A 22132-nucleotide genomic window follows, 5' to 3' on the forward strand; every position below is an offset into this window, starting at 1 on the left:
GGAATTACTTTTCCACTTATTGACAGGAGGCTGCCCGTGACCCGTCGCTCGCTCCCGGACGACGCCCTGGCGGACATCGACCGCCTGCTCGCCCCCACCGATTCCGAGCTCGCGCGGCGGTACCCGGGCGACGACGGGCGGCGCCAGCCGGTGCACACGGTCTACCTCCCCGCGGACCGGTTCACCCCCGCGACGAGCCACGAATGGGGCGCGGCCGCCCTGCACGCCGCAGCGGAGGCCGCCGACGGCGTCACCCACGTGGCCGAGGCCGTCGGCCTCCAGGACGCCGACGCGCTCGCGGAACTGGTGCGGCGCAAGATCACGACCGAGCCCATCGAGGACATCCGGCTCGACTTCGAGGACGGCTACGGCGACCGCGGCGACGAGGCCGAGGACGCGGACGCGGCCCGTGCGGCCTCCGCCGTATCGGAGGCGGTGCGGTCCGGTGGCGCGGCGCCGTTCATCGGCATCCGCTTCAAGTGCCTGGAGGCGGCGACCCGCTCCCGCGGCCTGCGCACCCTCGACCTCTTCCTCACCGGCCTGCTGGAACACGGCCCCCTGCCCGACGGGCTCACCCTCACTCTGCCCAAGGTCACGACCGTCTCCCAGGTCGAGGCGATGGTCGAGGCCTGCCGGTCGCTGGAGCAGGCGCTCGGGCTCGACGAGCGCCGGCTGCGGTTCGAGGTGCAGGTCGAGACCCCGCAGGTGATCCTCGGCGCCGACGGCAGCGCGCCGGTCGCGCGCCTGATCCACGCCGGGGACGGCCGCGTGTCGTCCCTGCACTACGGCACCTACGACTACTCGGCGTCGCTCGGCATCGCGGCGCAGTACCAGTCGATGGAGCACCCCGCGGCCGACCACGCGAAGAACGTCATGCAGCTGGCCGTCGCCGGCACGGGCGTCCACCTGTCCGACGGCTCCACGAACATCCTGCCCGTGGGCTCGCCCACCCGGGTGATGGACGCATGGCACCTGCACGCGCGCCTGGTACGCCGGCACCTCGAGCGGGGCGTCTACCAGGGCTGGGACCTGCATCCGGCGCAGCTCATCACCCGCTACCTCGCGACCTACGCCTTCTACCGGGCCGGATTCGACGCGGCCGCGGTCCGGCTCCACAACTACGTCAACGAGGTCGAGTCGGGCATCCTCGACGAGCCCGCCACCGCGCGTGCGCTGGCCTCGTTCATCCGCCGCGGCCTCACCTGCGGCGCCGTCACCGCCGACGAGGTGCGGACGTCCGCCGGAGTCACCCCCGAAGCCCTGAGCGCGATCGCGCTCAACCGACCCACCCCACTCCAGGAGGAGAACCATGGCTGACGCCACGTACTACGCCCCGCAGGGCGGCCTGCCGCCGCAGACCGACCTGCTCACCGACCGGGCCGTCGTCACCGAGGCGTACACCGTGATCCCCCGCGGCGTGATGAGCGACATCGTGACGTCGGTCCTCCCCGAGTGGACGAACACCCGGGCCTGGATCATCAACCGCCCCGTGGCCGGCGGGGCGACCACCTTCGCGCAGCTCATCGTCGAGGTCGCTCCCGGCGGCGCATCCGATCACCCGGAACCCCAGGCCGAGGTCGAGGGCTTCGTGTTCGTCACCCAGGGCACGCTGACGGTGACGCTGGGGGACGACGAGCACGTCCTCACCGAGGGCGGGTTCGCCTACGCCCCCGCGGGATCGACCTGGACCGCCCGCAACGACGCCGAGGGCAACGCGGTGTTCGTGTGGATCCGCAAGCGCTACGAGCCGCTGGCCGGCCACACCCCGAAGGCGGTCGCCGGCAACGAGCAGGACATCGAACCCGGCGCGATGCCCGGCACGGACGGCAGGTGGCGCACCACCCGCATGCTGGACCCCGAGGACCTCGCGTACGACATGCACTGCAACGTGGTCACGTTCGAGCCCGGCGCGTCCATCCCGTTCGCCGAGACCCACGTGATGGAGCACGGCCTGCTCATGCTCGAGGGCAAGGCCGTCTACCACCTCAACGGCGACTGGGTGGAGGTGCAGGCGGGCGACTACCTCTCGCTCCGCGCGTTCTGCCCCCAGGCCTGCTACGCGGGCGGACCGTCGAACTTCCGCTACCTGCTGTACAAGGACGTCAACCGCCAGATCGCGCTGTAGCCGATCCGCCGGCCACGATGCCGCCGCCCGGGGTTCCCGGGCGGCGGCATCGTCGTCCGCGGTGTCAGGACAGCGCCGCGGCGGCGCGGACCAGCGCCTCCCGCAGGCGGAGGGTGTTCGCGTCCAGCCCCGATCGCACCCGGTCCTGGCTGACGGGCCAGGGACTGTCGGCGATCACGTCGTGGTCGGTCACGAGCGCCACGCAGGCGTACCCCATGCCGAGTTCGCGGGCGAGCACGGATTCCGGATACGGGGTGGCGGACACCAGATCCCACCCCTGCGCCGCATACCACCGGGATTCGGCCGCCGTGGAGAACCGCGGCCCGCGGATGGCGACCACCACTCCCCCGTCCGCCACGACCCAGCGGTTCTCCCGCAGGGCGTCGATCGCCGCGGCGCGGGTGTCCCGGGAGAAGGGCTCCGCGAACGCCACTCGCACGTCCTCGTCGTCGTGGAACGTGTCGTCGGCGCGGCCGGTGCGGTCCACCAGCTGGTCCGGGACCACGACGGTGCCGACGCCGACGGCGGGGTCGAAGGCGCCGGCCGGCGTCGCGGCCAGGACGTGCCGGACACCGAGGTGGTGCAGCGCCCAGATGTTGGCGCGGTGGTTGATCCGGTGCGGCGGGATCGTGCGGTCGCGTCCGGAACGGGTCAGGTAGGCGATGCGGCGGCCGTGCGCGGTACCGACGACCACATCGTCCGACGGTGCGCCGTACGGTGTCTCGACCTGGTGCGCTCGCGCGTCGTCGAGCAGGCCGTAGTAGCCCCAACTCCCCAGGAGCGCGACGGTGGCGCCGCCTGCGGGTGCGGCCGGTCCGGGCTCAGACATTCTCTGCTCCTTCGGGTTCCGTGGAATCGGCGGTGTCCTTCTCCCGGCGCGGCTCACCCGGGGCACGGGGTGGGAATGCCGCGGAGCCGGGCCCGGGGTGGGTGCGCGCGTCGTCGGGGTCGTCCACGACGAGAGTCCCGTCCAGGACCGCCTTCATCTTCTCGGTGTCGAGCAGCCCCTCCCAGCGGGCGATGACGAACGTCGCGAGGCAGTTGCCGAGCAGGTTGGTGGCCACCCGCATCGAGTCCATCAGCCGGTCCGCGCCCAGCAGCAGCGCGACCGCGGCCACGGGGAAGGCGCCCACCGCGGCCGCCGTGGCGGACAGCGCCACGAACGCCGAGCCGGGCACGCCGGCCATGCCCTTGGAGCTGAGGATCAGGATCCCCATGATCGCGACCTGTTGTCCCACACCGAGGTCCACGCCGACGGCCTGCGCCAGGAACATCATCGACAGCGAGAGGTAGATCGCCGCCCCGTCCAGGTTGAAGGAGTATCCCGTGGGAATCACCAGGCCCACCACCGAACGGTCGCAACCGGCACCGTCGAGCTTCTTGATGATGGACGGCATCACGGCCTCGGACGATCCGGTGCCGAGGGCCAGCATGAACTCCTCGCGGCAGTACGCGAGGAACTTCCAGGTGCTGACGCCGGTGATCAGGCGCACCGCGACCGCGAGGATGAGGATGAAGACGATCGCGGCGCCGTAGCAGGCGAGCACCAGCATGCCGAACGACGCGAGCGAATCCGCGCCGTAGTTGCCGACCGTGAAGGCCATCGCGCCGAACGCACCGAGGGGCGCCAGGTACATGATGTAGCTGACGATGCGGAAGATCACGTGCATCGCCTGGTCGAGCACCTCGAGGAGGACCGGCTGCACCTTCTCGCTGATCGCGGCGAGGGCGACACCGAACAGCACCGCGAACAGCAGGACCTGCAGCAGATTGTTCTTGGCGAAGGCGTCGACCACCGAGGTCGGGATGATGTTCATGACGAAATCGACGCCGCCCGGGAGCTTCTCGCCGTGGGTCTGCTCCTCGATGGCCCCGGCGTCGAGGGTCGCGGGGTCGATGTTCAGGCCCGCTCCCGGCTTCACGACGTTGCCCACGAGCAGGCCCAGACCGAGCGCGAACGTGGTGCAGACCGTGAACCACAGCAGCGCCTTGGCCCCGATCTTGCCCAGGGCCGCCATACTGCCGACCTTGGCGATGCCGGTGACGACCACCAGGAAGATCAGCGGCGACACCAGCATCTTGATGAGCTTGATGAAGCCCTGTCCGAGCGGCGCGAGATGATGGGAGAAGTCGGGGAAGAAGATGCCGGTGCTGATGCCCGCGGCGATGCCGATGAGCACCTGCACGAACAAGGATCGGTACCAGGGCTTCTTCTTCGGGGCCTCGGTCGTGGTCATGGCGATCCCTTCGTCGGGTTCGGGTGCGGAGGTCAGTCCGCGATCGGCCAGCCGGTCACGGCCTTCGGTCGTGGCGGGGCGTAGGTGCGGACCTTCGAGGTGGTCAGTCCCATCCGGACCAGGCCCTCGGCGATCGTCACGGCCGCGCGGACGCCGTCGACGATCGGCACGCCGGTGGCGGCCGACACCCGTTCCTCGAGTTCGGCCATGCCGCCGCAGCCCAGGCAGATCACCTCGGCGCGGTCCTGTTCCACGGCCGCGCGGGACTGCGCGACGATCGCCTCCACGGCCCGTTCCGGATCCGATTCGAGTTCCAGCACACCGAGTCCCGACGCCCGCACGGAGGCGCAACGGGAGTCGAGGCCCGCGAGCTTCAATCGATCCTCGATGAGGGGGACGGTGCGATCGAGCGTGGTCACCACGGAGTACTTGTGCCCCAGGTACATCGCGGTCGACGCCGCGGCCTCGGTGATGTCGACCACGGGAACGTCGAGCAGCTCCTGCAGCCCCTCCCGCCCGTGCTCGCCGTACCCCGCCTGGATGACGGCGTCGTAGTGCCCCTCGTAGCGGGTGATCGCGTCCATGACGGCGATCGCCGCGAGGTAGGACTCGAAGTTGCCCTCGCAGGAGTCGGCCCCGAACCGCGGGGTGATTCCGACGATCTCGGTGCCGGGCGACGCGGCGGACCGCGCCGACTCCGCGATCGCGGCGGTCATGGACCCGGTGGTATTGACGTTGGCGACGAGGATGCGCACGGCTTCCCTCCTAGTGCTTGCTGGGGACGGCGATGGGCTCGCCGGAGACGTCGACGAACGGGCCCTTGCGGTCGGCCACCAGGAGGTAGGCCACGGCACCGAGACCCGCGCCGATGAACCACGAGTAGTTCGAGACCACGTGGAAGACGGGGACGAACGCCATCAGCAGTGCGGCGCCGGCGGTGGGGACGAGCGCGATCACGGCGCGCGGATTGACCCCGTTGCGGTAGTAGTACGGGGCGTCCGGGAGGTCGCAGTACAGGTCGGGCACGTTGACCCGCGACTTCCGGATGAGCCAGTAGTCGGCCATGACGATGCCGAACAGGGGCCCGAGCACCGCGCCCAGTCCGCCGAGGAAGTACGTGATCACGGCGGGCGAGTTGTACAGGTTCCAGGGCAGGATGACCAGGCCGATGACACCCGAGATCAGGCCCGCGCGACGGAAGTTCAGGTGCTTCGGGAACAGGTTGTTCAGCGCGTAGATGGGGGCCACGAAGTTCGCCATGAGGTTCACCGCCACGGTGAGCACGAGCAGCGCGAGGCAGGCGAGGACCAGCAGCAGCGTGTTCGGCACCGTCTTGACGATGTCGGCGGGCGATTCGATCACCCGGCCGTCGATCGTGAACTGCGCCCCGGCCAGCGTGATCACGATCGCGCCGAACAGGAGCATGTTGAGCGGGATGCCGAAGAAGTTGCCGCGCACGATGGACCGCTTCGAGGTGGCGTTGCGGGTGAAGTCGCAGAAGTTGAGCACGAAGGTGCCGTAGATGGCCACCCACAGGCTCGCGCCGCCCACGATCTGCAGCCACATGTCCACGCCGCTCTTCGTGTCCGGCGTGCTCCAGGCGATCGACCAGTCGGCCCGGCCGAGCATCCAGAACGCGAGCGCCGCCATCGTGACCAGGATGACCGGCCCGGCGAAGGCCTCGTACTTGCGGATCATCTCCATTCCGTAGCTGACGATCACCAGCTGCACCGCCCAGAGCACCAGGAAGGAGATCCAGCCGAGTGTCGAGAGCCCGAGGAACCGGTTCGCGTCCAGCGAGGCCGCCCCGGGCGCCAGCGCGACGATCATGATCCGCAGCACCACCGACGCCAGGTACGTCTGGATGCCGAACCAGGCGATCGCGACGACCCCGCGGACCAGCGCCGGGATCTGCGCGCCCCGGATCCCGAACGAGATGCGGCTCATCACCGGAAACGGCACGCCGGTCTTCTCCCCCATGAAGCCCGAGAGGTTCAGCAGGAGGAAGAGGAACACGCCGCCGAGTCCCAGCGCCAGCAGGATCTGCCAGCCGCCGAGCCCCAGCGCGAACAGGCCGATCGCGAACGCGTAGTTGCCCAGGCTGTGGACGTCGTTCGCCCAGAGGGTGAAGATGTTGTAACCGCCCCAGGTGCGCCCCCTGCGCCGGGTGGGCGCCAGGTCCTGGTTGTAGAGCCCGGCGCTGAGCCGGTTCAGGGCGTCGACGTCGGGGGCGCCGCCGAGACGGATCGGGGCGGCTTCCGTGGTAGCGCCCACGGGGCGGGGGTCGTCGGTCATATCTGGGCTCCGTTTCCAGCTCCTGGACCCATCCTCGGCCGGAAATCTTCCGCCCTATGGAATCGCTGTTCCAAAACTGTTCCATAAGTAAGGCCTATCCGGCGGCCTATGTCAAGGCTGCTATCGCAATACGGAATACGATGTCAACGCACGGAACCTCTCCTTGACGAGTGGCGCAGGTCACACATAACCTGTCCCAGGCATCGGGATGAGATTCCACATGTCGGAATTTCCAGCGAAGGAGCACTGCATGGGTACGGACACCGCCCAGTACGACCTCGTCGTGCGGGGGAGCCGCGTCGCCACCACCGCCGGCATCGGGGCCCACGAGGTGGGCATCCGGGACGGCCGCATCGAGGCGATCGAACCCCTCGGCGCCGGCCTGCAGGGCGGCGAGGTCGTCGAGCTCACCGGCGATCAGGTGATGATCCCCGGGCTCGTGGACACCCACGTCCACGTCAACGAGCCCGGGCGCACCGAGTGGGAGGGCTTCGAGTCCGCGACCAAGGCGGCCGCCGCCGGCGGCGTGACCACGCTCGTGGACATGCCGCTCAACTCGATTCCGCCCACCGTCGACCGCGAGGCGCTGCGGATCAAGCGCGCCGCGGCGGAACCGAAAGCCCACATCGACGTCGGCTTCTGGGGCGGCGCCGTCCCCGGTAACAAGGGCGCGTTGCGCGGCCTGCACGATGACGGGGTGTTCGGGTTCAAGTGCTTCCTGCTGCACTCGGGCGTCGACGAGTTCCCCGCGCTCACCGCCGACGAGATGGGCGAGGACATGGCGGAACTCGCCGGCTTCGACTCGCTCATGATCGTGCACGCCGAGGACGCGTGCTCGATCGACCGGGCCCCCGAGCCCACGGGAGCCGACTACCGGGGATTCCTCGCCTCGCGGCCCCGCGGCGCGGAGAACAAGGCCATCGCGGACGTCATCGACCGCGCGCGGGCCACCGGTGCCCGCGCACACGTCCTGCACCTGTCCTCCTCGGATGCGCTGCCGGCGATCGCCGCGGCGCGCGCCGAGGGCGTGCGGCTCACGGTCGAGACCTGCCCGCATTACCTCACCCTGTTGGCCGAGGAGATCCCCGACGGCGGTACCGCCTTCAAGTGCTGCCCGCCGATCCGCGAGGCCGGGAACCGCGAGCTCCTGTGGCAGGGCCTGCTGGACGGGACCATCGACTGCATCGTCTCCGACCACTCCCCGTCGACCGTCGACCTCAAGGACGTGGAGAACGGCGACTTCGGGGTCGCCTGGGGCGGCGTCGCCTCCCTGCAGCTCGGGCTCCTGCTGATCTGGACGGAGGCCCGGAGCCGGGGCATCGCCCTCGAGCGGGTGCTCGACTGGATGTCCGCGAAGCCCGCGGACCTGGTCGGGATGACGACCAAGGGGCGCATAGCGCCCGGCGCCGACGCCGACTTCGCGATCTTCGAGCCCGAGGCCGAGCAGGTGATCGACGTGCACCGGCTGCACCACAAGAACCCGATCACGCCCTACGACGGGCGCACCGTGTCCGGCTCCGTCACGGGAACCTGGCTGCGCGGGCGCAAGGTGGACTTCGCCGCCCCGCACGGCCGCCTCCTCCGGCGCGGCGAGGCCTGACCCCGGCGCGCCGCCGGATCACCCGCGGCGCGCTACAGGCTGCCCTTGGTCGACGGGACGCCGGAGACCCGGGGGTCGGGCTCCACCGCCGCGCGCAGGGCGCGGGCGGCCGCCTTGAACTCCGCCTCGGTGATGTGGTGCTGGTCGCGGCCCGACAGCACGCGCACATGCAGCGCGATCCGCGCGTTCATCGCGAGGGATTCGAACACGTGCCGGTTGATCACCGTCGAGTACGGGACGCCCGGGTAGCCGCCGATCACGGCGTGCAGCATGTGGTCCGGCTCGCCGGAGTGCACGCAGTACGGCCGGCCGGAGACGTCCACCGCGGCGTGCACGAGAGCCTCGTCCATGGGGATGTAGGAATCGCCGAACCGGCGGATCCCCTTCTTGTCCCCGAGCGCCTGCGCGAGCGCCTGCCCCAGCACGATCGACGTGTCCTCCACCGTGTGGTGCGCCTCGATCTCCACATCGCCCTTCGCGTGCACGGTCAGGTCGAAGCTGCCGTGCTGGCCGAAGGCGGTGAGCATGTGATCGAAGAACGGCACGCCGGTGTCCACGTCGGTCTTCCCGGAACCGTCCAGGTTCAGCTCGACGACGATCGACGACTCCTTCGTGGTGCGCTCCACGCGGGCGGTGCGATCGGTCATGATCGTGCTCCATTCTTCGGTGCCAGCTTCTCGCTGATCGCGAGGAAGGCGTCGTTCTCGTGGTCCAGCCCCACCGTCACACGGAGGTGGCCGGGGATGTGCATGTCGCGCACCAGGACTCCCCCTTCGAGGTAGGTGCGCCACGCCGCCGCCTCGTCGGCGAAGCCGCCGAAGAGGATGAAGTTGGCGTGCGATTCGATCACCGTATAGCCCAGGGCCGCCAGTCGCGCCGCGATCCGGTCCCGTTCCTCGGACAGGTGCGCCACCGACGCCAGCGTCTCCGCACGGTGGTCGATCGCGGCGATCGCGGCGGCCTGCGTGAACACCGAGAGGTGGTACGGGAGGCGCACCAGCTGCAGCGCGCCCACGATCGCGGGCGCCGCGACCAGGTAGCCCACCCGGCCGCCGGCGAACGCGAACGCCTTGCTCATGGTGCGGCTCACGATGAGCTTGTCGCCGAACCGGTCCAGTAACCGGACCGCTGAGGGCCCGGAACTGAACTCGCCGTACGCCTCGTCGACGACGACCATGCCCGGCGCCGCCTCGATCAGGCGGATCAGCTCCTCCTCGGGGATGAGGTGGCCGGTCGGGTTGTTGGGGTTGGTCAGGAACAGCACGTCGGGCCGCAGCTCGTCGATCGCGCCCACCGCGTAGTCGACGTCGAGCGCGAAGTCCGCGGTGCGCTTGCCCGGGATCCAGTGCGTGTCCGTGCCGTCCGCGATGATCGGGTGCATCGAGTAGCTGGGCACGAACCCCATCGCCGTGCGCCCCGGCCCGCCGAACACCTGCAGCACCTGCTGCAGGATCTCGTTGGACCCGTTGGCCGCCCAGAGGTTCTGCGGCCCGACGACGGTGCCGGTCCGCTCGGTCACGTACTCGGCCAACCGGTTCCGCAACGCGGCCAGATCGCGGTCCGGGTAGCGGTTCATGGTGGCCGCGGCCTCCGCGACGGCGGCGGCGATGTCGGCGACGAGCGCGGGGCTCGGCGGGTGCGGGTTCTCGTTGGTGTTCATGGCGGCCGCCACCGGCAGCTGCGGTGCGCCGTAGGGCTCCTTGCCCCGCAGCGTGTCCCGGATCGGGAGCTGGTCCAGCGCGACGGACTCCCCCGGCAGCGGCGTCACGCCCTGCCTCCGTTCAGCGACTCGAACCGCAGGCGCACGGCCTCGCCGTGCGCCGGCAGGTCCTCCGAGTCCGCGAGGGTGATGACCGTGCCGGCGATGTCCTTGAGGGCGGCCTCGTCGTACTCGACGACGTGCACGCCGCGCAGGAACGTCTGCACCGACAGCCCGGAGCTGTGCCGGGCGCACCCGGCGGTCGGCAGAACGTGGTTGCTGCCCGCGGCGTAGTCGCCGAGGCTCACCGGGGCGTACGGACCCACGAAGACGGCGCCGGCGGCGCGGACCCGGCCGGCGACCGACCGTGCCTCGGCCGTCTGGATCTCCAGGTGCTCCGCGGCGTAGGCGTTCACCACCGCCAGTCCGGCATCGACGTCGTCCACGAGGACCGTGCCCGACTGCCGGCCGCGCAGCGCGGTGTCGACCCGCTCGCGGTGACGGGTGACCGCGAGCTGCGCCGTCAGGGCCTCGTCCACCCGGTCGGCGAGCTCCGCCGACGGGGTGACCAGCACCGAGGCCGCCATCACGTCGTGCTCCGCCTGGCTGATCAGGTCGGCGGCCACGTGCACCGGGTCGGCGGTCCCGTCCGCGAGGATCGCGATCTCGGTGGGCCCCGCCTCGGCGTCGATGCCCACGAGCCCCCGGCACAGCCGCTTCGCGGCGGTCACGAAGATGTTCCCCGGACCGGTGATGAGGTCCACGGGGGCGAGCTCGGCACCGTCTGTGTCGGTCCCCCCGTGTGCGGCGAGCGCGACGCCCTGCGCGCCGCCGGTGGCCCACACCTCCTCGACGCCGAGCAGGGCGCACGCGGCGAGGATCGTCGGGTGCGGCAGCCCACCGAAGTCCTTCTGCGCCGGCGACAGCACCACGAGCGAGCCGACGCCGGCGATCTGTGCCGGGACCACGTTCATGACGACCGACGACGGGTACACGGCGTTGCCGCCGGGCACGTAGAGGCCCACCCGGTCCACGGGGATCCAGCGCTCGGTCACGGTGCCGCCGGGCACCACCTCGGTGACGGTGTCGGTGCGGCGCTGATCCTCGTGGACGGCGCGCACCCGGCCGATGGCGGTCTCGAGCGCCTCGCGGATCGCCGGATCCAGCTCCGCGAGGGCGCGCCGCAACTCGTCGCCCGGCACCCGGACGGTCGCGGGCCGCACCCCGTCGAACTTCTCCCCGAAGTCGAGGGCGGCCTCGGCACCGCGCTCGGCGACCGCGTCGACGATGGGCCGCACCTGCGGCACCACGGCGTCCACGTCGACCCCGCCGCGGGGCAGGGCGGCGCGCAGCTCGGTGAGCGACGGGCGGCGCCCCCGCAGGTCCAGGCGGCTCAGCTGCAGATCAGGCATGGGGCCATTCTATGTTTCGGCGCCAGCCGGTTTCCGCCCAGGGCAACGGCGGCGGGGCAACTTACGGTCCGGTAAGTTTTCTGCCATGGCGGAGAGCAGGCATGGGGATCAGGGACTTCTGTACTGGTTGATCAAGCACGTCTCGGTGGGCCCGGCGATCACCGTCGTGAACCGGCCGAGCGTGGACGGTCTGGAGAACGTCCCGGTGGAGGGCCCGGCGCTGCTCGCCGGCAACCACCTGTCGATCGCCGACTGGCTGTTCGTGCCGCTGGCCGTGCCGCGCCGCATCTCCTATCTGGCCAAGAGCGACTACTTCACCGCGCCCGGGATCTCGGGGATGCTGCAGAAGTTCTTCTACACCCAGACGGGCCAGGTTCCGGTCGACCGGCAGGGCGGCGACGCCGCGACCGCTGCCCTGAAGACCGCCAAGGACCTGCTCGCCGAGGGCCGGCTCGTGGGCATGTACCCCGAGGGCACCCGCTCCCCCGACGGCCGCCTCTACCGCGGCCGCACCGGACTGGTCCGGATCGCCTTCGAGGCGAACGTGCCGATCATCCCCGTCGGCGTGGTCGGCACCGACAAGGTGTGCCCTCCCGGCCCCTTCAGCTGGCACGCCGAGCGGGTGCAGGTGAAGTTCGCCAAGCCCATCGAGCCGATCGAGTACGACGTCCCGTCGGATCCCGGCGAGCGGCACGCGCTCGAACGCTCGGTCACCGACCGCCTCATGCAGGAGATCCAGGCCCTCACCGGGCAGGAGTACGTGGACGAGTACGCCAAGCGGTGGCGCCCGGACTCCTGAGTCCCTGCGCCACCGACGGCGTCACAGGGTCGCGGTGTCGATGACGAAGCGGTACCGCACGTCCGAGGCGATGACGCGTTCGTACGCCTCGTTGATCTGATCGGCCGAGATCAGCTCGATCTCGGCGCCGATGCCGTGCTCCGCGCAGAAGTCCAGCATCTCCTGGGTCTGCGCGATGCCGCCGATCATCGATCCGGCGAAGCTGCGCCGGTTGCGGGTGAGGTCGAAGACGTTGACGGGCACCGGGTGCTCGGGCAGCCCGACCTCGACGAGCGTGCCGTCCACGGCCAGCATCCCGAAGTACTTGTGCATGTCGAGGTTCGCCGAGACGGTGTTGATGATGACGTCGAAGCTGTTGCGGAGCGCCTTGAAGGTGTCCGGGTCGGAGGTCGCGTAGTAGTGCTGCGCGCCCAGCCGCAGGCCGTCCTCCATCTTCTTCAGCGACTGGCTGAGCACGGTGACCTCGGCGCCCATCGCGGCGGCGAGCTTGACGCCCATGTGGCCGAGCCCGCCGAGCCCGATGATCGCGACCCTGGTGCCGGGCCCCACGTTCCAGTGCCGCAGCGGGCTGAACAGGGTGATGCCGGCGCACAGCAGCGGCGCCGCGGCGGCGTAGTCGATGCTCTCCGGAACCCGGAGCACGTAATTCTCGTCCACCACGATGGACGTGGCGTAGCCGCCCTGAGTGGGCTCGCCGTCGCGGCCCTTGGCGTTGTAGGTGCCGACCATGCCGCGTTCGCAGTACTGCTCCTCGCCGCGCAGGCAGGCGGCGCATTCGCGACAGGAGTCCACGAAGCAGCCGACACCCACGCGGTCGCCGACGGCGAACCCGGTGACGTCGCTGCCGACCGCGGTCACCTCGCCGGCGATCTCGTGGCCCGGGACCACGGGGTACCGGGCGGGCCCCCACTCGCTGCGAACCGTGTGGATGTCGCTGTGGCAGATGCCCGCGTAGCGCACCGCGATCTGCACGTCGTGCGGGCCGGGGTCACGCCGCTCGACGGTCATCGGCTGCAGCGGTTCGGTGGCGGACACGGCTCCGTATGCGTTGACGATCATGGGTTCCATTGTGCGCTCTTCTAAGTAGCCGGGTGCGATCAGCCCTCCGCCGCGGGCAGCGTCACGTCCAGCCGGAAACCCTCGTCGGAGCTGTGCGCAGCGACGGAGCCGCCGTGGGCCTCGACGATGCCGCGCACGATCGCGAGCCCCAGGCCCGCGCCCGGCGCACCGTCGGACTCCGAGCGCGCCGCGTCCGCGCGCCACCCCACCTCGAACATCCGGCCCAGGTCCTCCGCGGCCACGCCCGGCCCCTGGTCGAGCACGCTGAGCACCAAGCGCCCGTCGGCGAGGCCGTCCGCCCGGACCAGGACGGTGCTGTTCGGAGGCGCGTACCGCAGGCTGTTGCCGAGAAGGTTCCCCACCACGCGGGTCAGCTCGCGCGGGTCCACGAACACCAGCCGGCCGTCGATGCCGTCCTGGTCGATGGTGATGCCGCGCCGCGCGGCCGCGTGCCGGCAGTCCGCGACCGCGTCACTCACCAGGTCCAGCAGCTCCACCGGTTCGGGCCGGATCCGGAAGGTGCCGGTCTGCAGCTTCGACAGCTCGAACAGGTCGGAGACCATGCCGTCGAGGGTCTCGGCCTTGCCGCGCAGGGTGCGCACGTACTCGGCGCGGTCCGGCGCGGTGCCGTCGTCGAGGGCCTCGGCCATCGCGCGGACCCCCGCGAGCGGGGTGCGCAGGTCGTGCGAGATCCAGGCGAAGAACTGCCGCCGCGCCGCATCGAGCTCGGCCACCCGTGCCCGGGACTCCTCGAGCCGCCGGGACGTCTCCGCGAGTTCGACCGAGAGGGCGTCGAGCTCGGCCATGCCGGTGCGGCTCGGCTCGACCACGTCGCCGTCGCCGACCCGCCGGGTCGCTGTCCGCAGGCTCGTGAGCGAGGCACCGACCGCGCGGCCGATCACGAGCGGTGTCGCGACCACACTGCACAGGGCGGAAGCGCCGATCACCCACAGCAGCACCGTGAAATCGTGCCGGGACAGGTACATCTGGACCGCGATCACCACCGTGGACGCCACCACCGCCACCAACGCGCCGCCGATCGCGACCGCCGTGCGTGCGGCGATCCCGGCCCGCGGGAGCGCGCGCAGCAGCAGGAGCGTCAGCGCTGTGACGGCGACGGTGACCCCGAGCGCGATGGCGGCGATCTGCAGGAGCGCCGCGCCGGTCAGCACACGTCCTCCCAGCCGAACCGGTACCCCGCGCCCCATTCCGTGCGCAGGAACACCGGATTCCGCGGGTCGTCCTCGATCTTCTCGCGGAGGCGTCGAACGTGCACCGTGACGGTGGACGGGTCCCCGAAGCCCCACCGCCACACCTCGCGCAGGATCTCGTCCCGGCTGACCACCGCGTCGGGGTGCTGCACCAGGTACAGCAGCAGCTCGTATTCGCGTGTGGTGAGGGAGATCTCGCGGCCGCGGATCCACGCGCGGCGGTGCGCCGCGTCGATCCGGAAGGGCCCCGCGTCGATGGTGAGGTCGCCCCCGCGGGGCCCGCTGCGCCGCAGCTGCGCGTTCACCCGCAGCTGCAGCTCGCGCAGGGAGAACGGCTTGGCGAGGTAGTCGTCGGCCCCGTTCTCCAGGCCGTCGATCCGGTTGTCCACACCGTCGAGCGCGGTGAGCATGATGATCGGCACCGGCGAGACCGCCCGCACGCGCCGGCAGATCTCGTCCCCGCTCAGCCCGGGGAGCATCCGGTCGAGGACCAGGAGATCCGGCGGATCGCGGCGGAACGCCTCCCAGGCCTCGGCGCCGTCGCGGTGCTGCGCGACCCGGCATCCGGCCAGCCGCAGGTGATCGCCCACGACGGTCCGCACCGCGGGATCGTCCTCCACGACCATGACCCGTGCGCCGTCCTTCATGCGTCGAGACTATGCCGCCGGCCCGCGGGACCGGACGACCCTTACGGAACTGAAATGTGCCTTACCGCACTGACACTCTCCTTCCTCCCCGCCGGTGCCCGCTGCTTCACTCGAAGCCGAGCCGGCGCGACCGCGACCGGTCCAGTCGCAGAAGGAGATTCGACCATGCGCAGCACCCGTATCACCGGAACCCTCGCCGCGGCGGCCCTGGGCCTCGCCCTCACCGCGTGCGGCTCCCAGGACGGCGGGACGGCCGCGCCCTCGTCCATGGCGGGCGGCACGTCCATGTCGTCCGCGTCGACCCCCGCCATGGGCATGACGCCGTCCATGGCGCCGTCCGCGGCGATGACCGCCGCGGAGGGGATGTTCGAGGGGCGGAACGGCAAGAAGGTGGCGGGCTCGGCGAAGATCGACGGATCGATGGTGCAGTTGTCCGGCTTCTCCTCCGACGAGGGGCCCGACCTGCACCTGTACCTCGCGAACGGCACCACGGAGGCCGACGTGAAGGGCGGCGTGCGGCTCGGGGCGGTCGCCTTCGACCGAGCGTCGCAGTCGTTCACCGTGCCCGCGGGGATCGAGCCGTCGTCCTACCGGTACCTCGTGGTGCACTGCGATAAGGCGCTCGCGGTGTTCGGCGCCGCGCAGGTCTCGCAATGACGGGACCCGCCGCGACGCGGGCGGTGGCGGCGGTCGCACGCACCGCGCTGGGCGCGCTCTGGATCCACGAGGCGTACCTGAAGTACCACGCCGGGTTCGGCCGCTCCGACATTCTGCTGGTGGCGCAGAGCGCGACCGCGAACCCGCGGGTGCCGGGGCCGTTCCGGTGGTTCGCCACCGAGGTGATGGGCGCGGCGCCCGGGGCGTTCGGCGTCCTCGTCCCACTCACCGAGGCCGCACTGGGGGCCGGGGCACTACTGGGCGTCCTGCCGCGCGCCACCGCGCTGGCCGCCGCGCTCCTCCTGTGCTCGTACTGGCTGGCCGATCAGCTGGTGGTGCAGTATCCGGTGATGGTCGCGCTCGCCGCAGTCGTCCTCGCGGCGGGCACGTCCGCGGGCGCGTGGTCGCCCGCCGCGGCGCTGTTCACATGTCGAGGCCGAGGTCGAGCGCCTTCACCGAGTGCGTGAGGGCGCCCACGGCGAGGTAGTCGACGCCCGTCCTGGCGTAGTCCCGGGCCACGTCCAGGGCGAGCCCGCCGGAGGACTCCAGCCGCGTCCTGGGCCCGAGCTTCTTGCGGCGCTGCACCGCGGCCTGGGTCATCCACAGCGGCATGTTGTCCAGGAGAACCAGATCGACGCCGAGCGCGAGCGCCTCCTCGAGCTGTTCGAGCGTGTCGACCTCCACCTCGAGGGGGACCCCGGGCGAGCGGCGGCGGACGGCCTCGACGGCCGCGGTCACCGATCCCGCGGCCACCACGTGGTTGTCCTTGATCAGCGCGGCATCGCCCAGGCCCATGCGGTGATTGACTCCCCCGCCGGCCCGCACCGCGTACTTCTGCAGCGCCCGTAGGCCCGGCAACGTCTTGCGGCTGTCGCGGATCCGGGCGTCGGTGCCCTCGACCTCCGCGACCCAGGCCGCGGTGGCGGTGGCGATCCCGGACAGGTGGGTGATCACGTTGAGCATCGTGCGTTCGGCGGTGAGCAGGTCCGCCGTGGGCGCCTCGATCACCATCGCCACGTCGCCGGGGGCGATCGTCGTGCCGTCGGCGATCTTGGCGGGTACCCGGTAGCGGCCGGGGCCCACCACCTCGTCGAGCACCCACTCGGCCACCGGGATTCCCGCCAGCACACCGTGTTCCCTGCTGATGATCCGGGCCACGGCGGCGGCACCGTCGGGCACCGTGGCCCGGCTGGTGACATCCGGGCCGTACCGGAGGTCCTCGTCGAGCGCCGTGCGGATGAGCCGCACCACCTCGGCCCGGTCGGGCTCCAGGGTCAGCTCGGTCATGCCACCACCTCCGTCTCGGACTCCACCCGGGCCAGCGCCTGCGCCGCCATCGCCCGCGCCACCGCGGTGAGGGCCGCGTCCTCCCTGTCCCGCGACGATAACGCGGGGGCGTCGCGCACGAACGCCGGATCGGCCAGGAGGGCACCGAGTTCCGCGAGACCGTCCGCGGTGCGCCGCACGCCGCAGAATCGGGTCATGGCGTCCTGCAACGCCTCCCGGCCCGCGCGGGCCTCCGGCGGCGCGATCGCGCGCGCGCCGGACGGAACCGGATGCCCCACCGCGCCCTTCGCCGCATCGGCGACCCGCAGGCCCATCACGAGGGCCTCCAGAAGACTGTTGGAGGCCAGCCGGTTCGCGCCGTGCAGGCCCGTCCTCGCCACCTCCCCCGCGGCGTACAAGCCCGGAACCGCCGTGGCGCCGTGCAGGTCCGTGACCACGCCGCCGCACAGGTAGTGCGCGCCCGGCAGCACCGGGATCAGGTCCGTCTGCGGGTCGAGGCCGGCCTCGCGGACCGCCGCGGTCACCGTCGGGAATCGGCGTGCCACATCCGCGATCCCGCGGGCGTCGAGGTACACGCACGGCGCACCGGTGCGCTCCATCGCGTCGGTGACCGCGCGGGCGACCACGTCACGGGGCGCCAGATCGCCCTGGGGATGCACGCCCGCCATGACCGCGTTTCCCTCGGCGTCCACCAGGCTGGCGCCCTCGCCGCGGACCGCCTCGGAGATCAGCGGGCGCCGGCCGCGCGCCCCCGCGGTGTAGAGCATGGTCGGATGGAACTGCACGTACTCCAGTTCCCGGACGTCGGCGCCCGCGGCGGCGGCGAGCGCGATGCCGTCGCCCGTGGCGCCGAGCGGGTTGGTCGTGCTCGCGAACAGGTGTCCCGTCCCGCCGGTGGCGAGGAGCACCGTGTCCCCGAACACGTCGCCGGCCTCCGTGCGCACGCCGGCCACGCGGTCGCCCTCGGCCAGGAGGGCCACCGCCCGACCGGGCAGCGCCGTGAGCGCCGGGCGATCCCGGGCCGCAGCGGTGAGGGCGCGCTGCACCTCGGCGCCGGTCGCGTCGCCGCCCGCGTGGATGATCCGCGAGAGGCCGTGACCGCCCTCCCTGGTCCGCGTGAGCGCGCCGGATGCGCCGGCGTCGAACACGGCGCCCCACGAGATGAGCCGGTCCACGGCGGCCGGGCCGTCGGCGAGGATCGACCGGGTGGCGACCACGTCGACCAGCGGACCGCCGGCGGCCACGGTGTCCGCGACGTGCCGGTCGACGGAGTCGTCCGGATCCGTGGGATCGACGACCGCGATACCGCCCTGGGCGTAGGCCGTGGAGGTCGACGGGGCGCCTGCGGGCGACGGCTTGTAGAGCACCGTCACCGTGAGACCCGCGTCGGCCGCGGCGACCGCGGCGGTCAGCCCGGCGACCCCGGCGCCGACCACGACGAGATCGGCGCGGCGGGCGGTCATTCCCCGCCGCCGGGCTGCCCGATGCCGATCATCCGGGTCACCGCGGACCGTCCGGCCGCGGCCATGTCGGGGTCGACGAACACCTCGTCATGCCCCTCCACCAGGCAGCGCAGCAGCGCGGCCGGGGTGATCATCTTCATGTACTTGCACGACGCGCGATCGTTCACGGCGCGGAAGTCGACGCCCGGGGCGGCGCGGCGGAGCTGATGCAGCATTCCCACCTCGGTGGCGACGAGCACCTCCGTGGCGCCGGTCTCGCGCGCGGCGTCCAGCATGCCGCCGGTGGAGAGGATCTTCACCCGGTCGTCCGGGACCGCGCCCTCGCCAGCCAGGTACAGCGCCGAGGTCGCGCAGCCGCACTCGGGGTGGACGTACAGGTCGGCGTCCGGGTGGGCCGTGGCCTGCGCGGCGAGCTCGTCGCCGTTGATCCCGGCGTGCACGTGGCACTCGCCGGCCCAGATGTGCATGTTCTGCCGGCCGGTGACGCGCTTGACGTGCGCGCCGAGGAACTGGTCCGGCAGGAACAGGATCTCGGTGTCCTCGGGGATCGACTGCACCACCTCGACGGCGTTGCTGCTGGTGCAGCAGATGTCGGTGAGGGCCTTCACCTCGGCGGTGGTGTTGACGTACGAGACGACGACGGCGCCGGGGTGTTCGGCCTTCCACTCCTCGAGCTCCACGGCCTTGATCGAATCGGCCAGGGAACAGCCGGCGCGCTGGTCCGGGATGAGCACCGTCTTCTCCGGGCTGAGGATCTTCGCGGTCTCGGCCATGAAGTGCACGCCGCAGAAGACGATGGTGTCGGTGGGCACGTCGGCGGCGATCCGCGACAGGGCCAGCGAGTCGCCGACGAAATCCGCGACGTCCTGGATCGCGGGCAGCTCGTAGTTGTGGGCCAGAATGGTCGCGTTGCGGGCCTTCGCGAGGCGCTTCACCTCGGCGGCCCACTCCGGGCCGGACTCGACGCCGGCGTACACGCCGTGGTCGGTGAGGCCCTCGAGCAACGGCGAGCTGTAGGTGCGGGCGGCGGATGCGGCTGTGGTCATCGCGCTGCCTCCATTCTTCTTCTCGGAGAACCCGGCCTGGTGGCCGCGTTGTTTTCGACTTAGGATCGAAAACTATGCCCGATGGTAGCACCGCATCCCCGCAGCAGGCGATGGCGCACGAAGTGCTGGCCACAGTGTTCCGCGTACGCGACGGAAGGCTGTGGGTGCTGCTCTGGCAGCGCGCCATGGAGCCCCAGGCCGGCGCCTGGTCCCTGCCCGGCGGACTGCTCAGCCCCGACGAGGACCTGCCCACGTCGGTGCGGCGGCACCTCGCCGAGAAGGTGGACGTCACCGACGTGGCCCACCTCGAGCAGTTCGCGGAGTTCTCCGACCCGCTCCGGGTTCCGGCGACGAGCGCCGCACAGCGCACCCTGGCGTCCACGTTCCTCGGCCTGGTGCGGACCGACGTGGACCCGACCCTCCCCGGAGACACCACCTGGCACCCGCTGGACGCGTTGCCGCCCATGGCGTTCGACCACGCGGTGATGGTGAACCGCGCCCGCGCCCGGGTCGCCGCGCGGCTCTCCTACTCCAACATCGGATTCGCGCTGGCGCCCCACGAGTTCCCCGTCTCCGAGCTCCGCGACATCTACGTGGCCGTCCTCGGCTATCCCGTGGACGCCACCAACCTGCTGCGCATCCTGTCCCGCCGCTCGCTCATCACGGCGACCGGCGGGACGGGGCGGGCCGGACGCGGCCGGCCGCCGGCCCTGTACCGGTTCACCGACAGCTACCTGCGGATCTCCGACGAGTTCGCCACGCTGCGCCCGCCGGGTTGATCGCCGGTCAGGCGCTGCGCCGCGCCGCCCGGGCGCGCTCGCGCTCGACGGCGCGGGCGCGACTCTCCTCGAACCGCACCACGTCGGCGCGGAGCTTCTCCAGGAACAGTCCGAGCTCCTCGCGGCAGCGCTCCCCCTCGGCGGACAGGTCGTCGCGCTCGAAGACCCGCCAGATCTTGAAGATCGGCAGCAGCACGTCGTCGAGGTGCTGACGGAGATCGTAGATGCCGTGTTTGACCATGAGCACACCGTTGCGGCGGAAGTCCGGCTTCCCCTCGCCGGGCATGACGAAGTGGGTGGTGACCCGCAGGATCGACTGCATGACCTGATCGGGCGACACGTCGAGCGCCGCCGCCGTGATGTTCCGGTAGAAGATCATGTGCAGGTTCTCGTCCGTCGCGACGCGTTTGAGCAACGCGTCCGCGATGGGCTCGGCGCAGACCCGGGCCGTCTGCCGGTGGCTGACCCGGGTGGCGAGCTCCTGGATCGTCACGTAGACCACCTGATCGAGGACGCCGCCGTAGCCGTCCGGGGCCGCGACACCCAGTTCGAGGTGCGTCATCCGGTCGCGCTCGAGCTTGACCGGGTCGACCGACCGCGTGACCAGCAGGTAATCACGGAGGGCGATGCTGTGCCGGTTCTCCTCGGCGGTCCACCGGCCCACCCAGGTGCCCCAGGCGCCGTCGAGGGAGAAGTTGTCGGCGATCGTGCGGTGGTACGAGGGGAGGTTGTCCTCGGTGAGCAGGTTGGTGATCATGGCGACGCGCGCCACCTCGGACAGCGGCGACTGCCCGACCTCCCAGTCCTCGCCGCCGAGAGCCGCGAAGTTCCGGCCGTCGTCCCACGGCACGTAGTCGTGCGGGCTCCAGTCCTTCGCCACCGAGAGGTGGCGGTTGATGTTGTCCTCCACGACCGGTTCGAGCTCGGTCAGGAGTTGCAGGTCGGTCAGCGTCGATGTCACGGTGCACACCTCGGTCCGGGATCCACTTTCCGCCAGCGTAGGACGGGCGGCGTACGGCCGAGGGCGGAAATTGCGGTCCGAAAAGATCCGGGCCCGAGCGCCCGGCCGGGGACCCGCCCGCGGGCTACGGTGAGCGCATGACCGACGCCGTTCCCGCACCGGGCCCCGGTACGCCGTCCGACGAGCCCGAGCGGATCGCCGAGGCGGAGACCGGCGAGGTGGCGCGGGGGCTCGGCATCGGCGCCGGCGCCGCCGTGCTGTTCCTCCTGCTCCGGCTCCTCGCGGTCTCCGACTGGAACTGGAACACCGCGACGCAGATCATGTCGGTGACCGACCTGGACAGCGCGCTGACCATGTTCTTCGGCACCCTGATGGCCGACGCGGCGTTCACCGGCGGCCTGGTGGTCCTGCTGCTCCCCCTCGCGGTACTGCGGCTTCTGTGGCCGCTGGGCGGAACGCGCACCGGCGTCGTCGACACCGGACTGATGCTGGCGCTCCTCATCGCCGCGGCGGCGGCGCTGTCGGCCACCTATCGGTACTGGTGGGTCCCGGTCGGCGCCGTGGTCGTCGGGCTGCTGCTGGTGGGGATGCGGGTGTTCTGGAAGCACGGCGGGCTGCACCGATTCACCGAGTTCGTCTTCCGGCGCGCCGCCGCGCTCGCCGGGATCGGCCTGCTCGTGCTCGCCGCCGTGGTGACCACGCCGTGGGTGCCGCTGGAGGACGTGGTCACGAGGGCGGGCACCGTCCACGGATACGTCCTCAAGGCCGACCCCGGATTCCTCACCGTGCTCACCGAGCCCGGGCGCACGGTCACCGTGCTCACCACCGCGGACGTGCTGGAACGCCGCTGACACT

At 71.4% G+C, this 22132-nt stretch carries 22 protein-coding genes; 8 read left to right on the forward strand and 14 right to left on the reverse strand.

The window, feature by feature from the left end; all coding sequences use genetic code 11:
• The first annotated feature begins 36 nt into the window (after positions 1 to 36).
• Complete coding sequence (locus BN39_RS14110) at positions 37 to 1317, forward strand: aldolase/citrate lyase family protein (RefSeq protein WP_019203068.1); 1281 nt, start codon at positions 37 to 39, stop codon at positions 1315 to 1317.
• Positions 1310 to 2125: a bifunctional allantoicase/(S)-ureidoglycine aminohydrolase gene (locus BN39_RS14115; protein WP_019203069.1), complete on the forward strand. Its 816-nt coding sequence runs from the start codon at positions 1310 to 1312 to the stop codon at positions 2123 to 2125. Before BN39_RS14110 ends, BN39_RS14115 begins: the two co-directional genes overlap by 8 nt.
• 64 nt (positions 2126 to 2189) lie before the next feature.
• Here the strand turns inward: BN39_RS14115 and BN39_RS14120 are convergent, their stop codons facing one another.
• Genes BN39_RS14120 through BN39_RS14135 form a run of 4 tightly spaced genes read right to left on the reverse strand, consistent with a single transcriptional unit; the run spans position 2190 to position 6657 of the window.
• On the reverse strand, positions 2190 to 2954 hold the full coding sequence (locus tag BN39_RS14120) for an MTAP family purine nucleoside phosphorylase (RefSeq protein ID WP_019203070.1): 765 nt from the start codon (positions 2952 to 2954) through the stop codon (positions 2190 to 2192).
• A complete protein-coding gene (dctA, locus tag BN39_RS14125) occupies positions 2947 to 4362 on the reverse strand; it encodes a C4-dicarboxylate transporter DctA (RefSeq protein ID WP_019203071.1) in 1416 nt (471 codons plus the stop codon). The genes BN39_RS14120 and dctA overlap by 8 nt, the downstream gene beginning before the upstream one ends.
• Before the next feature lie 32 nt (positions 4363 to 4394).
• Positions 4395 to 5117: an aspartate/glutamate racemase family protein gene (locus tag BN39_RS14130; protein ID WP_019203072.1), complete on the reverse strand. Its 723-nt coding sequence runs from the start codon at positions 5115 to 5117 to the stop codon at positions 4395 to 4397.
• Between the two features lie 10 nt (positions 5118 to 5127).
• Positions 5128 to 6657, reverse strand: a complete 1530-nt coding sequence (locus BN39_RS14135; RefSeq protein ID WP_019203073.1) for an NCS1 family nucleobase:cation symporter-1 — start codon at positions 6655 to 6657, stop codon at positions 5128 to 5130.
• A gap of 250 nt (positions 6658 to 6907) precedes the next feature.
• Here BN39_RS14135 and allB point away from each other — a divergent pair, with 250 nt between their 5' ends.
• The gene (allB, locus tag BN39_RS14140) at positions 6908 to 8257 is read left to right on the forward strand and encodes an allantoinase AllB (protein WP_019203074.1); all 1350 of its coding nucleotides are present in this window, start codon (positions 6908 to 6910) and stop codon (positions 8255 to 8257) included.
• Positions 8258 to 8289: 32 nt separating this feature from the next.
• On the opposite strand, the gene hisB is transcribed toward allB, so the two are convergent.
• Genes hisB through hisD form a run of 3 tightly spaced genes read right to left on the reverse strand, consistent with a single transcriptional unit; the run spans position 8290 to position 11368 of the window.
• Entirely contained in the window at positions 8290 to 8904 is a 615-nt protein-coding gene (gene hisB / locus BN39_RS14145; RefSeq protein ID WP_019203075.1) for an imidazoleglycerol-phosphate dehydratase HisB, read from the reverse strand.
• Positions 8901 to 10025, reverse strand: coding sequence for a histidinol-phosphate transaminase (locus tag BN39_RS14150; RefSeq protein WP_019203076.1), 1125 nt, complete (start codon positions 10023 to 10025; stop codon positions 8901 to 8903). The genes hisB and BN39_RS14150 overlap by 4 nt, the downstream gene beginning before the upstream one ends.
• On the reverse strand, positions 10022 to 11368 hold the full coding sequence (gene hisD, locus BN39_RS14155; protein WP_019203077.1) for a histidinol dehydrogenase: 1347 nt from the start codon (positions 11366 to 11368) through the stop codon (positions 10022 to 10024). The genes BN39_RS14150 and hisD overlap by 4 nt, the downstream gene beginning before the upstream one ends.
• Positions 11369 to 11453: 85 nt before the next feature.
• Between hisD and BN39_RS14160 the strand changes: the two genes are divergently transcribed.
• Positions 11454 to 12167 (forward strand): 1-acyl-sn-glycerol-3-phosphate acyltransferase, encoded by a 714-nt coding sequence (locus BN39_RS14160; protein ID WP_040768002.1) that lies wholly within the window; start codon positions 11454 to 11456, stop codon positions 12165 to 12167.
• A gap of 21 nt (positions 12168 to 12188) precedes the next feature.
• Here BN39_RS14160 and BN39_RS14165 read toward each other — a convergent pair whose 3' ends face one another.
• The 3 genes from BN39_RS14165 to BN39_RS14175 are packed head-to-tail and all read right to left on the reverse strand — an operon-like array spanning position 12189 to position 15084.
• Positions 12189 to 13235: an NAD(P)-dependent alcohol dehydrogenase gene (locus BN39_RS14165; RefSeq protein WP_081586102.1), complete on the reverse strand. Its 1047-nt coding sequence runs from the start codon at positions 13233 to 13235 to the stop codon at positions 12189 to 12191.
• A gap of 29 nt (positions 13236 to 13264) precedes the next feature.
• Entirely contained in the window at positions 13265 to 14398 is a 1134-nt protein-coding gene (locus BN39_RS14170; RefSeq protein WP_019203080.1) for a sensor histidine kinase KdpD, read from the reverse strand.
• Positions 14392 to 15084, reverse strand: a complete 693-nt coding sequence (locus tag BN39_RS14175) for a response regulator transcription factor (RefSeq protein ID WP_019203081.1) — start codon at positions 15082 to 15084, stop codon at positions 14392 to 14394. Before BN39_RS14175 ends, BN39_RS14170 begins: the two co-directional genes overlap by 7 nt.
• Before the next feature lie 165 nt (positions 15085 to 15249).
• Here BN39_RS14175 and BN39_RS14180 point away from each other — a divergent pair, with 165 nt between their 5' ends.
• Positions 15250 to 15741 carry a DM13 domain-containing protein gene (locus BN39_RS14180; protein WP_019203082.1) on the forward strand — a complete coding sequence of 164 codons (492 nt, stop codon included), beginning with the start codon at positions 15250 to 15252 and terminating at the stop codon, positions 15739 to 15741.
• A complete protein-coding gene (locus BN39_RS14185) occupies positions 15738 to 16208 on the forward strand; it encodes a hypothetical protein (RefSeq protein ID WP_051159022.1) in 471 nt (156 codons plus the stop codon). The genes BN39_RS14180 and BN39_RS14185 overlap by 4 nt, the downstream gene beginning before the upstream one ends.
• On the opposite strand, the gene nadC is transcribed toward BN39_RS14185, so the two are convergent.
• The 3 genes from nadC to nadA are packed head-to-tail and all read right to left on the reverse strand — an operon-like array spanning position 16165 to position 19537.
• The gene (gene nadC / locus BN39_RS14190) at positions 16165 to 17028 is read right to left on the reverse strand and encodes a carboxylating nicotinate-nucleotide diphosphorylase (RefSeq protein WP_019203084.1); all 864 of its coding nucleotides are present in this window, start codon (positions 17026 to 17028) and stop codon (positions 16165 to 16167) included. The two genes, BN39_RS14185 and nadC, sit on opposite strands and share 44 nt — an antisense overlap.
• Positions 17025 to 18491, reverse strand: a complete 1467-nt coding sequence (nadB, locus tag BN39_RS14195) for an L-aspartate oxidase (protein ID WP_019203085.1) — start codon at positions 18489 to 18491, stop codon at positions 17025 to 17027. The genes nadC and nadB overlap by 4 nt, the downstream gene beginning before the upstream one ends.
• Positions 18488 to 19537 (reverse strand): quinolinate synthase NadA, encoded by a 1050-nt coding sequence (gene nadA / locus BN39_RS14200; protein ID WP_019203086.1) that lies wholly within the window; start codon positions 19535 to 19537, stop codon positions 18488 to 18490. Before nadA ends, nadB begins: the two co-directional genes overlap by 4 nt.
• 74 nt (positions 19538 to 19611) lie before the next feature.
• On the opposite strand from nadA, the gene BN39_RS14205 reads away from it, so the two are divergent.
• Entirely contained in the window at positions 19612 to 20316 is a 705-nt protein-coding gene (locus tag BN39_RS14205; RefSeq protein WP_040768005.1) for an NUDIX hydrolase, read from the forward strand.
• A gap of 7 nt (positions 20317 to 20323) precedes the next feature.
• Here BN39_RS14205 and BN39_RS14210 read toward each other — a convergent pair whose 3' ends face one another.
• Positions 20324 to 21277, reverse strand: a complete 954-nt coding sequence (locus BN39_RS14210; RefSeq protein WP_040768367.1) for an acyl-ACP desaturase — start codon at positions 21275 to 21277, stop codon at positions 20324 to 20326.
• 137 nt (positions 21278 to 21414) lie between these two features.
• Here BN39_RS14210 and BN39_RS14215 point away from each other — a divergent pair, with 137 nt between their 5' ends.
• Positions 21415 to 22128, forward strand: coding sequence for a hypothetical protein (locus tag BN39_RS14215; RefSeq protein WP_019203089.1), 714 nt, complete (start codon positions 21415 to 21417; stop codon positions 22126 to 22128).
• Positions 22129 to 22132: the final 4 nt, after the last annotated feature.

The sequence above is a fragment of the Tsukamurella sp. 1534 genome (assembly GCF_000312385.1).
Lineage (GTDB): Bacteria > Actinomycetota > Actinomycetes > Mycobacteriales > Mycobacteriaceae > Tsukamurella.

Coding starts and splice junctions, on each gene's coding strand:
- nadB (WP_019203085.1), bottom strand. CDS start 18,491: ATGACCGCCCGCCGCGCCGATCTCGTCGTGGTCGGCGCCGGGGTCGCC.
- BN39_RS14185 (WP_051159022.1), top strand. CDS start 15,738: ATGACGGGACCCGCCGCGACGCGGGCGGTGGCGGCGGTCGCACGCACC.
- BN39_RS14180 (WP_019203082.1), top strand. CDS start 15,250: ATGCGCAGCACCCGTATCACCGGAACCCTCGCCGCGGCGGCCCTGGGC.
- BN39_RS14160 (WP_040768002.1), top strand. CDS start 11,454: ATGGCGGAGAGCAGGCATGGGGATCAGGGACTTCTGTACTGGTTGATC.
- nadC (WP_019203084.1), bottom strand. CDS start 17,028: ATGACCGAGCTGACCCTGGAGCCCGACCGGGCCGAGGTGGTGCGGCTC.
- BN39_RS14165 (WP_081586102.1), bottom strand. CDS start 13,235: ATGGAACCCATGATCGTCAACGCATACGGAGCCGTGTCCGCCACCGAA.
- BN39_RS14205 (WP_040768005.1), top strand. CDS start 19,612: ATGCCCGATGGTAGCACCGCATCCCCGCAGCAGGCGATGGCGCACGAA.
- dctA (WP_019203071.1), bottom strand. CDS start 4,362: ATGACCACGACCGAGGCCCCGAAGAAGAAGCCCTGGTACCGATCCTTG.
- BN39_RS14115 (WP_019203069.1), top strand. CDS start 1,310: ATGGCTGACGCCACGTACTACGCCCCGCAGGGCGGCCTGCCGCCGCAG.
- BN39_RS14175 (WP_019203081.1), bottom strand. CDS start 15,084: ATGAAGGACGGCGCACGGGTCATGGTCGTGGAGGACGATCCCGCGGTG.
- BN39_RS14215 (WP_019203089.1), top strand. CDS start 21,415: ATGACCGACGCCGTTCCCGCACCGGGCCCCGGTACGCCGTCCGACGAG.
- allB (WP_019203074.1), top strand. CDS start 6,908: ATGGGTACGGACACCGCCCAGTACGACCTCGTCGTGCGGGGGAGCCGC.
- hisD (WP_019203077.1), bottom strand. CDS start 11,368: ATGCCTGATCTGCAGCTGAGCCGCCTGGACCTGCGGGGGCGCCGCCCG.
- nadA (WP_019203086.1), bottom strand. CDS start 19,537: ATGACCACAGCCGCATCCGCCGCCCGCACCTACAGCTCGCCGTTGCTC.
- hisB (WP_019203075.1), bottom strand. CDS start 8,904: ATGACCGATCGCACCGCCCGCGTGGAGCGCACCACGAAGGAGTCGTCG.
- BN39_RS14120 (WP_019203070.1), bottom strand. CDS start 2,954: ATGTCTGAGCCCGGACCGGCCGCACCCGCAGGCGGCGCCACCGTCGCG.
- BN39_RS14135 (WP_019203073.1), bottom strand. CDS start 6,657: ATGACCGACGACCCCCGCCCCGTGGGCGCTACCACGGAAGCCGCCCCG.